The organism is Streptomyces albiflavescens (assembly GCF_014645835.1).
GTDB classification, from domain to species: domain Bacteria; phylum Actinomycetota; class Actinomycetes; order Streptomycetales; family Streptomycetaceae; genus Streptomyces; species Streptomyces albiflavescens.
On the sequence record NZ_BMMM01000024.1, the window covers coordinates 2,740 to 17,157 of the forward strand.

Below are 14,418 nucleotides of genomic sequence, written 5' to 3' on the forward strand. Positions count from 1 at the left end.
GAGCGCGACACTCCTACGACCGCCGACAGCGGGCCGCACCGCCGTACAGTCGAAAGCCGGACCGGCCGAGCAGCCACCCCTGCCCGCGCTCGAGCACCGGACCTTCAACGACAGCGAACCTTCGAAACAACGACAGGAGACGACGTGGGGACCGTAACGATCGGCGTGTCGATCGCGGTCCCGGAGCCTCACGGCAGCCTGCTCCAGGAGCGGCGCGCGGGCTTCGGCGACCCCGCGGCTTCCGGCATCCCCACGCACGTCACGCTGCTGCCGCCGACGGAGGTCGACGACTCGGCGCTGCCCGCGATCGAGGCGCATCTCGTCGAGGTCGCGGGCACCGGGCGCCCCTTCCCGATGCGGCTGTCCGGCACGGGCACCTTCCGTCCCGTGTCGCCCGTCGTCTACATGCGTGTCGTCGAGGGCGCCGAGGCCTGCACCTGGCTGCAGAAGCAGGTCCGGGACGCCTCGGGGCCGGTCGCGCGCGAGCTCCAGTTCCCGTACCACCCGCACGTCACTGTGGCGCACGGCATCGACGACGAGTCGATGGACCGGGCCTACGAGGCGCTGTCCGGGTACGAGGCCGAGTGGCCCTGCACCGGGTTCGCGCTCTACGAACAGGGCGCGGACGGCGTCTGGCGCAAGCTGCGCGAGTTCACCTTCGGCAGCCCGGTGGTGCCCCCTCAGGCGGGCGCTCCGGAGCGGGACAGCACACTGCCGGCCCGTTAGAGCGATCCGCCGACAGGATCGTCCTGTGCGACCGGCAGCACGCTCCGCCGGTAGGACCCGTGGGTGGGGGCGTGATCGGCGTCCCACCTCACACCGGTCCCGGATCGTCAGATCGGCAGCCGCCGGAACACCGCTCGCGGTGCGTGCCGCAGCGCCGCCATCACCAGGCGCAGGGCGCCAGGCACCCACACCGTCTCCGACCGGCGTCGCAGCCCCGTCTCCACAGCCGTCGCGACCGCCTCCGGAGTGGTGGCCAGGGGCGCCTGCGGCAGGCCCGCGGTCATCCTCGTACGGACGAACCCGGGGCGTACGACCATCACGTGCACGCCCGTGCCGTGCAGCGCGTCGCCCAGGCCCTGCGCGAAGGCGTCCAGGCCCGCCTTGCTGGAGCCGTAGATGAAGTTGGAGCGCCGGGCGCGCTCGCCGGCGACCGAGGAGAGCACCACCAGGGAGCCGTGCCCCTGCGTCTGGAGGGCCCGCGCGCACACCAGACCGGCCGACACCGCGCCCGTGTAGTTGGTCTGCGCCACGCGTACCGCCGACAGGGGCTCGTTCTCGTCCCGTGCCTGGTCGCCGAGCACGCCGAACGCCAGCAGCACCATGTCGACGTCGCCCTCCGCGAAGACCTTGCCGAGCACGGTCTCGTGGGACTCGGAGTCGAGGGCGTCGAAGGCCACGGTACGGACGTCCGCGCCCATCCCGCGCAGCTGCTCGGCGGCTTGCTCCAGGGCGGGCGACGGGCGACCCGCGAGCCACACCGTGCGAGTGCGCCGGACGATCAGACGGCGCGCGGTGGCCAGCGCGATCTCGGACGTGCCGCCGAGGATCAGCAGGGACTGGGGGATACCGAAGGCGTCCTTCATGACAGCTCCTAGGGGCTGGGGCGAGCGAAGACTTGGGAGAGAGGAGAGCGGGGCCTGCGAGCGCGGAGATCGGAGACCGAGGGGACTGGAGACCGAGGGGACCGGGGACCGAGGGGACTGGAGACCGAGGGGACTAGAGACCGAGGGGACCGGGGACCGAGGGGACTGGAGACCGAGGGGACTGGAGACCGAGGGGACTGGAGACCGAGGGGACCGGGGACCGAGAGGACTGGAGACCGAGGGGACCGGGGACCGAGGGGACCGGGGACCGAGGGGACTAGAGACCGAGGCGGCGGGACAGGTCCGAGGTGAAGACGCCTCGGGGGTCCAACTCCCGCCGCAGGGACTGGAATTCACCGAGCCGCGGATACATCTCGGCCAGCAGCTCGGGCCGCAGGCGTGCGTCCTTGGCCAGGTACACCCGCCCGTCGGCCGCGGCCACCTCCTCGTCCAGCTCGTCGAGGAAGGTGCCGAGCCCCGGCAGGTTCGCGGGGATGTCCAGGGCGAGGGTCCAGCCCGGCATCGGGAAGGACAGCCAGCCCGGATCGCCCTCTCCGAAGCGCTTCAGGACGGCGAGGAAGGACGGGCACCGGCGTACGGAGATGCGCTGCACGATCCGGCGCAGGGCCTCCTCCTGTCCGTATCCGACGACGAACTGGTACTGCACGAAGCCGCCCCGCCCGTAGACGCGGTTCCAGTGCGGCACCCCGTCGAGAGGGTGGAAGAACGTCGAGATCTTCTGCAGTTCACCGGCGCGCGCGCGTGGCGCCTTCCGGTACCAGAGCTCATTGAAGAGGCCCACCGTCGTGCGCCCCAGGAGTCCCTCCGGCAGGAAGGCGGGCGCGGAGGGGAACTGCCCGGGCCGGAACGCCAGGGGGTGTCTGCGCGCGCGTGCGGGCAGGGCGTCCAGCGGTGCGTGATCGCCGCGGGTCAGCACCGAGCGCCCCATCGACGTCCCGCGCGCGAGCAGGTCGATCCAGGCCACCGAGTACCGGTAGCGGTGGTCCGTGGCGGTGAGGCGGGCCATCAAGTCGTCGAGGTCCGCCGCGCGTTCCGTGTCGACGGACATCAGCGAGGTCGCGACGGGCTGGAGCCGGACGGTCGCCGTGAGGATCACGCCGGTCAGTCCCATGCCGCCCGCCGTGGCGTCGAAGAGGGGCGTGCCCCGGCCGACCGTACGGATCCCGCCGTCCGCGGTCAGCAGCTCGAAGGAGAGGACGTGCCGGGCGAACGAGCCGGACACATGGTGGTTCTTGCCGTGGATGTCCGCGCCGATCGCGCCGCCGACGGTCACATAGCGGGTCCCGGGCGTGACCGGCACGAACCAGCCGAGGGGGAGCAGGACTTCCATGAGCCGGTGCAGGGAAACCCCCGCGTCGCACAGGACGGTGCCGCCGTCCACGTCGATCGCGTGGATCCGGTCCAGGCCGGTCATGTCGAGCACGGCTCCGCCCGCGTTCTGCGCGGCGTCCCCGTAGGCCCGTCCGAGGCCCCGGGGGATGCCTCCGCGCGTTCCCCACCCCCGGACGGCGGCCGCCGCCTCCTCGTAGGTGCACGGGTGGACCAGACGGGCGGTGGTCGGGGCGGTGCGGCCCCAACCCGTGACGGACACGGTGTCGGCAGGCATGACCGTGACCGTAGCGTCGGTAAGGGTGCATAACACCTCAATCTCCCCAGCCCCCATGGCTCCTCACCGAAATGGGTGATTAATGGGATGTCGTCCTAGATTGCCGTAATTCTGCGGCCGCTCCCTAGAAGAGTGAGATCACATGGACGACCTTGACGACCACGACTACATGGACCGCCGACTCGACGGCACGGACCGCGGGTTCGACGGCATGGATCGCCGACTGCTGTCGGCAGTCCATGAGTGCGGTGGGGATCCGCGCGTTGCGGCTGTCGCGCGTGCCCTGTCCTGGAGCGGAGAGCACGGCGCGCTGTGGCTCGCGGCGGGGCTGGCCGGGGCGGCCGTCGACCGTGAACGGCGGGGCGCCTGGTTGCGCGCGACAGCGCTCACCGCCACCGCGCACCTCGCCAGCATGGGGGTGAAGCGCATCGTGCGCCGCCCGCGCCCCGCGCACGTGGTGCCGTTGGTGCGCACAGCCGGACGGCACTCCTTCCCGAGCTCCCACGCCACGTCCGCGGCGGCCGCGGCGGTCGCCTACGGCGCCCTCGGCGCGCACGTGGTTCCCCCACTCGCCGCCGCGATGTGCGTCTCGCGGATGGTCGTCGGTGTCCACTACCCCTCGGACGTCGCCGCGGGCGCCGCCCTGGGGGCCCTGACGGCCCGTCTGGGCGCCCGCTGGGTCGGGGTCGGTCATGACTGAGCGCACGGCGCTCCTGGAGCGCACACCGGCCGCTGCGGCATCCGCGACGAGCCCCACCGGCATCGTCCGGGGCCTGCTCAGGACCACCCGCCCCCGTCAGTGGGTGAAGAACCTGCTGGTGGTGGCCGCGCCGGCCGCCGCGGGCCAGCTCTTCTCCCGGCAAGCGATGATCCAACTCGCGCTTGTCTTCGCGCTGTTCACGGCCTGTGCCGCCGCCGTGTACCTGATCAACGACGCACGGGACGCCGCCGCCGACCGCGCCCACCCGGTCAAGCGTCACCGCCCGGTCGCCGCGGGACAAGTCCCCGTCCCGGCCGCGTACGCCGTCGGGTGCACGCTCGCGCTCCTCGCGACGAGCGCCGCCGCCTGGCTCTGTTCCCCGGCCGTCGCCGCACTGCTGACGGCGTACATCGGCATGCAACTGGCGTACTGCGTCAGCCTGAAGCACGTCCTGGTGGTGGACCTCGTCGTCGTCACGACAGGGTTCCTCATGCGCGCGATGATCGGCGGTCTCGCCCTCGGCATCCCGCTCTCGCGCTGGTTTCTGATCACCACCGGCTTCGGGGCGCTGTTCATGGTGTCGGCGAAGCGTTACTCCGAGGCCGTGCAGATGGCCGGGAAAGCGGGCGCCACGCGCGCGTTGCTCACCGAATACACCACCGGCTACCTGCGCTTCGTCTGGCAGCTGGCCGCAGGAGTCTCCGTCCTCGGCTACTGCCTGTGGGCCCTGGAGGAGGGTGGCGTGCCCAGCGCCGGCCTGCTGCCCTGGCGGCAGTTGTCCATGGTCGCCTTCATCCTGGCCATCCTGCGGTACGCCGTCTTCGCCGACCGGGGCACGGCGGGTGAGCCCGAGGACGTCGTCCTGCACGATCGCGCGCTCGCGCTGATCGGGCTGGTGTGGCTGGCGATGTACGGCCTCGCCGTGGCGAACTGGTGAGCGTCGCCCAGGAGCCGGTCGCCGAGGGGCCGACCGCGGGGGAGCCGGTGTCAGGGAAACCGGTCGCCGAGGGGCCGACCGCGGGGGAGCCGGTGTCAGGGAAACCGGTCGCCCAAGGGTCGGTCCCGCCGAAACCGGCTCCCCCGGAGTCGGTCGTCCCCGAACCGGCTGCTCGCGAGCCCGTCCCCCGGAGGCGACTCGCGCGGGAACTCCTCGGCTTCGCCACCGCGGGAATCCTCGCCTACGTCGCTGACCTCGGCCTCTTCGTCTGGCTGCGGGGCCCCGTGGGCCTCGACCCGCTGACCGCCAAGGCACTGAGCTTCGTCGCGGGTTGCTCGGTGGCGTACGCGGGCAACGCGCTCGGCACCTACCGGCACACGACCGTGCGGGGCCCGCGCCAGTACGTGATCTTCTTCGCGGTGAACGTCGCGGGCGCCCTCGTCCAGCTGCTGTCCATCGCCGTCAGCCACTACGGCCTCGGATTCACCTCACAGCGCGCGGACACCGTCTCGGGCGCCGGAATCGGCATGGCGCTCGCCACTGTTCTGCGTTTCTGGGGTACCCGGACATTGGTTTTCCAGGGCGTTCGAGGTGCGCGAGGCGAGGGCAGAGTCGGATCATGGACTGGCTGAAGAAGCTTCCCGGCGTGGGGCCCTTGCTCACCCGCCTGATGGCCACGCACGCGTGGCGGTCGTACGAGCGCCTCGACCGGGTGAAGTGGACGCGGCTCGCCGCGGCGATGACCTTCATCAGTTTCGTGGCGCTCTTCCCGCTGCTGACCGTCGCCGCCGCGATCGCCGCCGCCACGCTCAGCACCAGCCAGCAGAAGGACCTCCAGGACAAGCTCGCCGAGCAGGTTCCCGGTATCTCCGACCAGCTGGACATCGAAGGCCTCGTCCAGAACGCCGGCACGATCGGCCTCATCGCGGGCGCCGTCCTGCTGTTCACCGGCATCGGCTGGGTCGGCTCGATGCGGGACTGCCTGCGCGCGGTCTGGGAGCTGCCCGACAGCGAGGGGAACCCCTTCCTGCGCAAGCTCAAGGACGGCGGCGTGCTCGTCGGGCTCGGCGGCGCCGTGCTCGTCACCGTCGCCGCCTCCACCGTGGCGTCCACGACGGTGGGGTGGACGGCCCGGCAGCTCGACATCGACGAGCACGGCTGGGGGAGCGTGCTGCTGCAGGTCGCCGCGTTCACCGTCGCCGTGCTCGCCGACTTCCTGCTCCTGCTGTACGTCCTCACGCTGCTGCCCGGCGTCCAGCCGCCGCGGCGTCGGCTGATCGTCGCCGCGCTGATCGGAGCCGCCGGGTTCGAGCTGCTCAAGCTGCTGCTCAGCGGCTATATGAGGGGTGTCGCGTCGAAGAGCATGTACGGCGCGTTCGGGGTGCCGATCGCGCTGCTGCTGTGGATCAACTTCACCGCGAAACTGCTGCTGTTCTGCGCCGCCTGGACGGCGACGCAGAGCGATGAGTCCCCGCAGGACCCGGGGGAGCCGGCGGACCGGGCGGACCCGGAGGAGCCGGCGGCCCCGGCGGTCAGCGGCGACGGCGCATCAGATCCGGCAGCGGCCAGCGGCGGTTGACGAGGAAGACACCCGCCACGAGCAGGACGAGGAAGCCGCCCGTGATGGCCAGCGCGACGCCGACGCCGCTCGAACCGCCCTTCGCGGCGGAGGAGGCCGCCACCGGCTTCGTGGACGCGTTGTCCGAGTCGCCCGCACTGGTGCCGGAGGCGCTCGCGCCCGGCTGCGCGGTGGTGTCGAGGCCCCTCGGCGGCACCAGCTCACCCACCGGCTGGACCTTGCCCGTGGCCTGGAAGCCCCAGTCGAAGAGCCGCGCGGTCTCCTTGTAGACCTCGTTGTGCTCGTTCTTCTCCGGGTTCATGACCGTGACGAGCAGCACCTTGCCGTCGCGCTCGGCGACACCGGTGAAGGTGGCGCCCGCGTTGGTGGTGTTGCCGTTCTTCACGCCGGCGATGCCCTGGTACGTGGAGATGTCGCCGTCGCCGGTCAGGAGACGGTTGGTGTTCTGGATCTCGAAGGATTCGCGGGTCGTTTTGCCCTTTTCGTTCTTTGTGGTCTCGCCGGGGAACTTGGCCCGCACCGTCGAGCAGTACTCCCGGAAGTCCTTCTTCTGGAGCCCGGAGCGCGCGAACAGCGTCAGGTCGTACGCCGACGACACCTGGCCCTTCGCGTCGTAGCCGTCCGGGCTGATGACATGAGTATCGAGGGCCTGGAGCTCCTCGGCGTGCGCCTGCATGTCCTTGACCGTCTGGTCGATGCCCTGATTCATCTGGGACAGCACGTGCACGGCGTCGTTGCCGGAGCGCAGGAAGACGCCGAGCCACAGGTCGTGGACCGTATAGGTCTCGTCCTCCTTTATCCCGACCATGCTCGAGCCCGAGCCGATGCCCGCCAGGTCGGAGGTGACCACCTTGTGCTTCATCGTCTTCGGGAACTTCGGCAGCACCGTGTCGGCGAACAGCATCTTCAGGGTGCTCGCCGGGGGCAGCCGCCAGTGCGCGTTGTGGGCGGCCAGGATGTCGCCGGACTCGGCGTCGGCGACGATCCAGGAGCGCGCGGTGAGGTCCTTGGGCAGGACGGGGGCGCCTGTGCCGAGATTCACCTGCGTGCCGGACTGGCCCAGCCGTTCGCCGCCGACGGTGGACATGTTCGCCGGGGGAGTGGCCGACGGGGTCGTCGTCGGACTCGCTGTCGGGCTCTCGTCCGCGAACGCGGGCGCGGCGAGCGAAAGGGACAACAGGGTGGCGGAAGTGACCAACAAGGATCGCTTGGCGGTCTTATTCGTGACGGGCACGGTCGAGAAAGTACAGGGCGTGGGGCGGGAAGTCCCATCGCTCTCCCCACCCCGGCGCAGGGTCCCGGCCGACGACGGTGATACTGGACCCATGAAGCTCAGCCGCCCCGTCTCCTGGTTCCTGCTCGCCTTCGGGGTATGGAGCTGGGTCATCTGGATCACTTTCGTCAAGAACCTGTGGAAGGACGGCAGCGGGCTCGCGTTCAACGACGCGGGGGATCCGACGGCGTACTTCTGGGTGCACCTGACGCTCGCCGTCCTCTCCTTTGTCTTGGGGACGGTCGTCGGCGTGATCGGGTTGCGCGGGGTGCGCGCTTTGCGCCAGACGACATAACGCGGATACGGCAACCGGGGGATACGGCGTCATGGTCATCGTCTTCGTACTGGTGGGCGTGGTCGCGCTGGCCGTGCTCGGCGCCCTGCACTGGTACGCGTGGCGGCGCCTGGTGCGCGACACCACGTCCGGACCGGGGGTGGCCCGTCGGGTGGGCGCGGCCGTTTTCGTCGCCGGGCCCCTCCTGATGTTCGGCGCCGTCGCGAGTGAGCGGGCCGGGGCGCCGTTCTGGCTTCAGCGGGTGCTGGCCTGGCCCGGGTTCCTGTGGATGGCGCTGGTGATCTATCTGGTGCTCGCGCTGGTGGTGGGGGAGTTCGTACGGCCGCTGGTGCGGCGAGTTGTCGAGCGGCGGGCGGTCGTCTCGTCCGCGCGCACCGACTCGTCCGCGCGCACCGACTCGTCCGAACGAGCCTCTTCGTCCGAGCACGCCGACTCGTCTGTGCCTGCCGTCGCGTCCGACCGCGCGCCTGCCCCGTCTGGCTCCGCCGTCTCGTCCGACTCCGCCGTCTCGTCTGCGTCTGGCGATGCCTCTACGGCTGCCGTCTCGTCCGCGCCTGCCGTCTCATCCGCGCCTGCCATCGAGGGCGAGTCGGGGCCGCGCCGGAGCGTCGCGTCCCTTTCGGTCGGATCGACGGGCGCGGGTCGTCCCCCACTGAGCGTCGATGCTCCCTCACGGCGGCTCTTCGTCTCCCGGGTGGTGGGTGGGGCTGCCGCGGCTGCCGCTGTGGGGACGGTCGGGTACGGGACGTACGGCGTTCTGCGGGGGCCCAGGGTGAAGCGGGTCACGGTGCCGCTGGCCAAGCTGCCGCGGTCCGCTCATGGGTTTCGGATCGCTGTCGTCAGTGACATTCATCTGGGGCCGGTGCTCGGGCGCGGCTTCGCGCAGACGGTCGTCGACACCATCAATGCGACCCAGCCCGATCTCATCGCCGTCGTCGGCGACCTGGTCGACGGCAGTGTGAAGGACCTTGGTCCGGCGGCTGCGCCTCTGGCCCGGTTGAGGGCACGTCATGGGAGCTTCTTCGTCACGGGCAATCATGAGTACTTCTCCGGGGCCGGGCAGTGGGTCCGGGAAGTGCGGGAGCTGGGGATCCATCCTCTGGAGAACGCGCGTACCGAGTTGGCCGGATTCGATCTCGCGGGCGTGAACGACGTGCAGGGGGAGAGCGAGGGGCAGGGGCCCGACTTCGGCAAGGCGCTCGGGGACCGGGACACATCGCGGGCGTGTGTGCTGCTCGCGCATCAGCCGGTGCAGATTCATGAGGCCGTGCGGCACGGGGTCGATCTTCAGCTGTCCGGGCACACGCATGGCGGGCAGTTGTGGCCGGGGAATTTCATCGCCGACGCCGCCAATCCGACGCTCGCCGGGCTGGAGCGGTACGGGGACACGCAGTTGTACGTGTCCCGGGGTGCGGGGGCCTGGGGGCCGCCGACCCGGGTGGGTGCTCCCTCGGACATCACGGTCGTTGAGCTGGCCTCTCGGGAAGCCTGAGAGTTCGCTGTGAAACAGGCCTGAAATGATCGTTTGAGTCGCTCTGGTAAGACCCGCAACCTCGTCCTCGACGTCCGCGCGAACGCGCCGCTGCGCGACCGGCGGGTGCGGCAGGCCATCGCCGGGTGTGGAGCCGGGGCGCTACGGGAAGACGGTGTGGGCGCTGGTGGCCGCGTCCACGTGACGCACGGCCTGGGCCACGTGACTCACGGCCTGGGCGTGGAGCCGTACACCGTCAGGAAGCGGTCGCGGAACGCGCTCATCTTCCAGACCGGCGCGTCGTGCTGGGGCTGCAGGCCGTCCGTCCAGCCCCAGTCGGCGATCTTGTCGAGCACCTTCGGGTCCTTGGCGACGATCGAGACGGGCACGTCGCGGCTGGCGTTGTTGCCGCTGACCCGGGCGATGGGCTGGTGGTCGCCGAGGAAGACGAGCACGGTGTCCTTGTTGCCGTATTTCACCAGGTAGTCGATGAGGCTGGTCACCGAGTACTGGATGGACTTGCCGTACTCCTGCCTGGACTTGGTCGAGTCGGTGATGATGTCCGCGGGCTTCTTGCCGGCCTTCTGGATGGCGTCGTAGATCGACCCGTCGCCGACCTGGTCCTGGGGGACCGTCTTGGGGATCGGTGCCCAGGGCTGGTGGCTGGAGGTCAGAATGATCGTCGACATCAGCGGCTTGTCGTGCTTCTTGCCGTGCACCAGTCGCTCGAACGCGGTCAGCGCGTACTGGTCGGGCATGGTCGACCAGCTGAACTTCGGTCCCTTGTATCCGAGGTCGCGGGAGTCGTAGAGCTTGTCGATGTCGTAGAACTTCTGTTCCGGCCAGGCCTTCTGGACGCCCGGCATGACACCGACCGTGTCCCAGGCACCCGTCTTCTTGAAGGCGCCGGGGAGGGTCAGGTGGCTGCCCGCGGTGACGGTGCGGTAGCGCTGCTGGTTGTTGATCCACAGGCCGGACAGGAACGTGGAGTGGCCCAGCCAGCTGCTTCCGCCGTACGTCGCCGAGGTGAGCCAGCCGCTCTTCGCCGCGAACCCGGCCTTGGTCAGCTTCTCGTTCTCGGCGGTGAGCGTCGCGTCGACGCCCGGCGCCATGACCGGGTCCTCGATCGCGCTGCGGCCGTAACTCTCGATGAACGTGATCATCATGTCCTTGCCGCGCAGCCCGGTCAGCAGCTGATCCGGCGGGGTGTTGGCGAAGGCGTCCTTCTTGGCGATCTTCGCGAACGCCGCCTCGTCCCGGATCGTGTTCCGCACCCGCTCCGCACGGTCCTGGACGACCAGCGTGGTGTGTTCGGAGGCGATCGGCACGCCGGTGAACTGCACGCCGAGCGCCGCACAGGTGACCCAGACGATGGCCATCACCAGTGTCGTACGGGTCGCCGTCTCGGTGTGCCGGGCCAGCAGGTTGCCCAGCCGCACGACCGACAGTGTCATGAGGCAGAGCACGGCGAGCACGATCAGTACGACCACGACGACGATGCCGAGGGCGCCCTTCTTGCCCATCGTGTCCTGGAGGTACGCCTGTGCGTCGCTGAACAGCGTCCAGTCGAGGACGACGTTGAATCCTCGCCCGAGGTATTCGTTGAAGCCGATGTCGAGGAAGTTCAGGACGGTCAGCGCGCCGAGGCTCAGCCCGGCGAGCGCCGCCACGGCGATCCGCGGCTTGCGCGGCAGGACGATCAGTACGGCCGCGCCGAAGATCGCCTCCACCGGGATACGGACGAACTCGGCGGGCCGGAAGTCGTCGATCTTGCTCGGCATGAGCAGCGCGAACAGCACGAGCGCGGCGGCCAGGCCGGTGGTGGTCCACGCCAGGGTGCGGGCCGCGACGGGGTACTTCTCACGCCAGCCGCGCCAGCGCAGCCGGCCGCGGGCAGGGGTGGCGGCGGGGACGGGAGTGGCGCCGGGGGCGGCTTCGTCCGGGGCTTCAGAGGTGTCCGACGCGGGGGCTGGGGCTTCCGCGTCGCCGGGGGTGGTTTCCGGCGCTGCTTCCGGCGCGGCTTCGGTGCCGCCGGAAGTTGCGTCGAGCGGGGTCTTGGTGTCCCTGGAGGTCGTTTCGACCGGGGTTTCGGTGTCACCGGGGGTGGCTTCGACCGGGGTTCGGGCGACACCAGGAGTGGCTGCGGCCGGGGCTTCAGGCTCACCGGAAGTGGCCTCGGGCGCGGCTTCACGGTCACGCGAGGTGGCCTCGACCGTGGTCTCACCGTCACCCGGAGCGGGCTCCGCGGGCGGCTCCGGCACAGGCCTCGCCTCCGGGGACTCCTCGTCCGTGTTCGGCAGCTGTCGAGAGCTCGTGTTGAACGACAACCCGGCGGTCCTTCCGTGCGTAGCCCGGTGGTGGCGCGGCGGACCAGGCTGGGGACGTCGGGGCCGCCTTCATCTGTACCTGAATCTGTGTACGGCGCCGTGGCGGCCCGTGTTCAATCATCCAGGTCAGCTTCTCCCCAAGTCGGTTCCAGCAGGTCACCGCGCCGGGGGAGTCACCGTCGCCGCGTCAAAAGCCTGGCGGCGCCGTGCCGAAAGCCTGGCGGCACCGCGCAGGGAGTGCAACCGTCATCGCGCCGGAAGCGAGAGCGTCACCGCGCCGTAAGCCTGAGCGCCCCCGCACCGAGGGGGCGACCCGCAGCGCACCGGAAAGCGCGGGCGTCACCGCACCGGAAAGCGCGGGCGTCACCGTGCCGGGAGCGTCACGGTCACCGTGCCGGGAGTGTCACCGTCACCGCCAACCCCTCGCCCGGTGCCGTCCGTACCGCCACCTCGCCCCCGTGCGCCGCCACCACGCCGTGCACGATCGCCATGCCGAGCCCGCTGCCCGCGCCACCGCCCGCCCTGAAGAACCGGTCGAAGATGCGCGCCGCGTCCTCCTCCCGGAGCCCCGGACCCTCGTCCGTGACACACAGCCGTACGACACCGTCCGCGCGCTCGAGACCGAGCCGCACCGGCGCTTCGGCGGGGGTGTGGGTGCGTACGTTGCCCACGAGGTTGCCGAGTACCTGGCGCAGCCCCGACTCGTCGGCCTTCACCAGCAGCGTGCCGTCGGCGCCCACGCTCACCGGGCGACCCGGCTGCTGGGCCCGCAGATCCTCGGCCGCGTCCCGCACCAGGCGGCTCAAGTCGACGTTCTTGAAGCGGAGTTCGGGCCGTTGGTCCAGGCGGGCCAGGATGAGCAGCTCGTCGACGAGCCGGCCCATGCGGTCGGCCTCCGCGTTCATCCGGTCCCAGGCCCTCTTGCGCTCGGCCGGATCGGTCAGCATCCCCTTCTCGTACAGCTGGAGATAGCCACGTATCGCCGACAGCGGTGTGCGCAGCTCGTGCGAGGCGTCGCCGACGAACCGGCGCAGCTGGGCGGCGCTGCGCTCGCGCGTCCGGTACGCCGACTCGACCTGGTGGAGCATCGAGTTGAGGGCGAGCCGAAGCTGCTCGACCTCCTGGGTCGGATGGTGGCTGGAGGGCACGCGCCGGGTCAGATCCCCCTCGGCGATCGCCGACGAGGTCTCCACCATGTCCTCCAGCGGCCGCATCCGGCGCCGCACGCTGAACATTGTCAGGCAGCCGAGCAGCGCCAACAGCAGTGTCCCGATGGTGACATCGAGCTTGAGCGCCTTCGCGATGCCCTTGTGCAGCGCGTCGGTCGAGGTGGCGAGCAGCAGGTATGTGCCGTCGGCGAGCCGTGCCCCGGTCGCCCGGTAGGCGGCGCCGTGCACCGTGACGTCGTGCGGGTCGCTGTCGGCGGCGAGGGCGCGCGGGTCGTGCACGGCGGCGGCCAGAGCGTGCTGGGTGCCGGTCGGCTTGAAGCCGGCTATGGCAACGGCCGTCCCGTTTCTGTCGACCGCCGTGAAGATCGAGTCCGGTTTCGGTGACCCGTCCGTGGGGGACAGCATGCGGTCGCGTACGAATGCCAGCGCACTCAGCGAGTCGATCTGCCGCATGGTGAGCTGCGAACTGCTGAGCGACTCCCGCGTCTTGGCGAGCTCGGCGTCGACCTGGTCGATCAGGTAGTGCCGCATGCCCATCAGGCTCACGGCGGTCGCCACGACGATGCCCAGGGCCAGCAGCCCCACGTTCGCGAGCGTCAGCTGGCCGCGGAGAGAATGGATACCGTGCCGGCAGAGCGGGCGCCGGGGCCTCACGCGCGCCGGGATCTCCCAGCGCGCCGGAATCCAGTCGCGCGCCGGGCTCTTCATGCGAGGCAGGCTCTTCATGCGAGCCCGTATCCGACGCCCCGTCGCGTCTGGATCACCGGCGGCCCCAGTGGTTCGAGCTTGCGCCGCAGATAGCTGATGTACGTCTCCACGACGGTTGACTCGGCCGAGTGCTCGTACTGCCACACGTGGCGCAGGAGTTGCTCCTTGGGCACGATCCGCCCGCCGTTGCGGACCAGGAAGCGCAACAGCGCGTACTCGGTCGGCGTGAGCTCCACCGTACGGCCCGCGCGATGGACGCTGTACGTCGTCTCGTCCAGTTCCAGGTCGCCGTACCGCAGGGGCGGGCGCTGCGGCAGGACGTCGTCGGGGCGCGTGCGGCGCAGTACGGCGGTGATCCGGGCGACGACCTCGTCGATGTTGAACGGCTTGGTGATGTAGTCGTCGCCGAAGCCGAGCGCGCCCACGATCTCGGCGGGCGCGTCCCGTGCGGTGAGGAAGACGATGGCCAGGTCCGGCTGCCGTACCCGCAGTTCACGGCCGAGCGCCCGGCCGTCGCCGTCCGGCAGCATCACGTCGAGCAGCGCCGCGTCGGGTCGGGTGCGCTCCGCGAGCGTGAGCGCCTGGCGGACCGTGCCCGCCGTCATCACCTCGAAACGGTGATAGCGCAGGGCGATGGCCAGGACGTCCGCGATGCTCGGCTCGTCCTCTACGACGAGCACGGTGGCTCCCTCGTGACCGGTCATGTCCCCAGTATCCGCACCGGCACCGACAGCGCGGGGCGT

At 70.6% G+C, this 14,418-nt stretch carries 13 protein-coding genes; 7 read left to right on the forward strand and 6 right to left on the reverse strand.

The features are described from left to right. Positions 1 to 144: 144 nt before the first annotated feature. A complete protein-coding gene (locus IEY95_RS42290) occupies positions 145 to 726 on the forward strand; it encodes a 2'-5' RNA ligase family protein (RefSeq protein WP_189191592.1) in 582 nt (193 codons plus the stop codon). Between the two features lie 107 nt (positions 727 to 833). Here the strand turns inward: IEY95_RS42290 and dprE2 are convergent, their stop codons facing one another. Both dprE2 and dprE1 read right to left on the reverse strand, forming a co-directional pair. Beyond that, entirely contained in the window at positions 834 to 1,589 is a 756-nt protein-coding gene (gene dprE2 / locus IEY95_RS42295; RefSeq protein ID WP_189191593.1) for a decaprenylphospho-beta-D-erythro-pentofuranosid-2-ulose 2-reductase, read from the reverse strand. 277 nt (positions 1,590 to 1,866) lie between these two features. Then, complete coding sequence (dprE1, locus tag IEY95_RS42300; protein ID WP_189191594.1) at positions 1,867 to 3,216, reverse strand: decaprenylphosphoryl-beta-D-ribose oxidase; 1,350 nt, start codon at positions 3,214 to 3,216, stop codon at positions 1,867 to 1,869. Between the two features lie 142 nt (positions 3,217 to 3,358). Here dprE1 and IEY95_RS42305 point away from each other — a divergent pair, with 142 nt between their 5' ends. From IEY95_RS42305 to IEY95_RS42320, 4 genes are all read left to right on the forward strand, one after another. Continuing rightward, positions 3,359 to 3,916, forward strand: coding sequence for a phosphatase PAP2 family protein (locus tag IEY95_RS42305; RefSeq protein WP_373294658.1), 558 nt, complete (start codon positions 3,359 to 3,361; stop codon positions 3,914 to 3,916). Next, complete coding sequence (locus IEY95_RS42310) at positions 3,909 to 4,853, forward strand: decaprenyl-phosphate phosphoribosyltransferase (RefSeq protein WP_189191595.1); 945 nt, start codon at positions 3,909 to 3,911, stop codon at positions 4,851 to 4,853. Before IEY95_RS42305 ends, IEY95_RS42310 begins: the two co-directional genes overlap by 8 nt. 233 nt (positions 4,854 to 5,086) lie before the next feature. Further along, a complete protein-coding gene (locus IEY95_RS42315) occupies positions 5,087 to 5,485 on the forward strand; it encodes a GtrA family protein (protein WP_229703744.1) in 399 nt (132 codons plus the stop codon). Next, positions 5,473 to 6,432 (forward strand): YihY/virulence factor BrkB family protein, encoded by a 960-nt coding sequence (locus IEY95_RS42320; protein WP_189191596.1) that lies wholly within the window; start codon positions 5,473 to 5,475, stop codon positions 6,430 to 6,432. Before IEY95_RS42315 ends, IEY95_RS42320 begins: the two co-directional genes overlap by 13 nt. Here IEY95_RS42320 and IEY95_RS42325 read toward each other — a convergent pair. Next, entirely contained in the window at positions 6,386 to 7,666 is a 1,281-nt protein-coding gene (locus IEY95_RS42325) for a D-alanyl-D-alanine carboxypeptidase family protein (RefSeq protein WP_373294659.1), read from the reverse strand. The genes IEY95_RS42320 and IEY95_RS42325 overlap by 47 nt on opposite strands. Positions 7,667 to 7,757: 91 nt before the next feature. Here IEY95_RS42325 and IEY95_RS42330 point away from each other — a divergent pair, with 91 nt between their 5' ends. Beyond that, positions 7,758 to 8,000 (forward strand): SCO4848 family membrane protein, encoded by a 243-nt coding sequence (locus IEY95_RS42330; protein WP_189191598.1) that lies wholly within the window; start codon positions 7,758 to 7,760, stop codon positions 7,998 to 8,000. A 31-nt stretch (positions 8,001 to 8,031) separates the two neighbouring features. Further along, positions 8,032 to 9,492, forward strand: a complete 1,461-nt coding sequence (locus IEY95_RS42335) for a metallophosphoesterase (protein ID WP_189191599.1) — start codon at positions 8,032 to 8,034, stop codon at positions 9,490 to 9,492. Between the two features lie 206 nt (positions 9,493 to 9,698). On the opposite strand, the gene IEY95_RS42340 is transcribed toward IEY95_RS42335, so the two are convergent. From IEY95_RS42340 to IEY95_RS42350, 3 genes are all read right to left on the reverse strand, one after another. Next, complete coding sequence (locus IEY95_RS42340; protein ID WP_229703729.1) at positions 9,699 to 11,798, reverse strand: sulfatase-like hydrolase/transferase; 2,100 nt, start codon at positions 11,796 to 11,798, stop codon at positions 9,699 to 9,701. Between the two features lie 386 nt (positions 11,799 to 12,184). After that, positions 12,185 to 13,675 carry a sensor histidine kinase gene (locus tag IEY95_RS42345; protein WP_189191600.1) on the reverse strand — a complete coding sequence of 497 codons (1,491 nt, stop codon included), beginning with the start codon at positions 13,673 to 13,675 and terminating at the stop codon, positions 12,185 to 12,187. Positions 13,676 to 13,689: 14 nt separating this feature from the next. Further along, entirely contained in the window at positions 13,690 to 14,379 is a 690-nt protein-coding gene (locus IEY95_RS42350; protein ID WP_189191601.1) for a response regulator transcription factor, read from the reverse strand. Between the last annotated feature and the right edge of the window lie 39 nt (positions 14,380 to 14,418).

Excerpts from the sequence above, each read along its gene's own strand:
- IEY95_RS42305 (WP_373294658.1), top strand. The coding sequence starts at position 3,359 with ATGGACGACCTTGACGACCACGACTACATGGACCGCCGACTCGACGGC.
- IEY95_RS42345 (WP_189191600.1), bottom strand. The coding sequence starts at position 13,675 with ATGAAGAGCCCGGCGCGCGACTGGATTCCGGCGCGCTGGGAGATCCCG.
- IEY95_RS42320 (WP_189191596.1), top strand. The coding sequence starts at position 5,473 with ATGGACTGGCTGAAGAAGCTTCCCGGCGTGGGGCCCTTGCTCACCCGC.
- IEY95_RS42310 (WP_189191595.1), top strand. The coding sequence starts at position 3,909 with ATGACTGAGCGCACGGCGCTCCTGGAGCGCACACCGGCCGCTGCGGCA.
- dprE1 (WP_189191594.1), bottom strand. The coding sequence starts at position 3,216 with ATGCCTGCCGACACCGTGTCCGTCACGGGTTGGGGCCGCACCGCCCCG.
- dprE2 (WP_189191593.1), bottom strand. The coding sequence starts at position 1,589 with ATGAAGGACGCCTTCGGTATCCCCCAGTCCCTGCTGATCCTCGGCGGC.
- IEY95_RS42335 (WP_189191599.1), top strand. The coding sequence starts at position 8,032 with ATGGTCATCGTCTTCGTACTGGTGGGCGTGGTCGCGCTGGCCGTGCTC.
- IEY95_RS42330 (WP_189191598.1), top strand. The coding sequence starts at position 7,758 with ATGAAGCTCAGCCGCCCCGTCTCCTGGTTCCTGCTCGCCTTCGGGGTA.
- IEY95_RS42350 (WP_189191601.1), bottom strand. The coding sequence starts at position 14,379 with ATGACCGGTCACGAGGGAGCCACCGTGCTCGTCGTAGAGGACGAGCCG.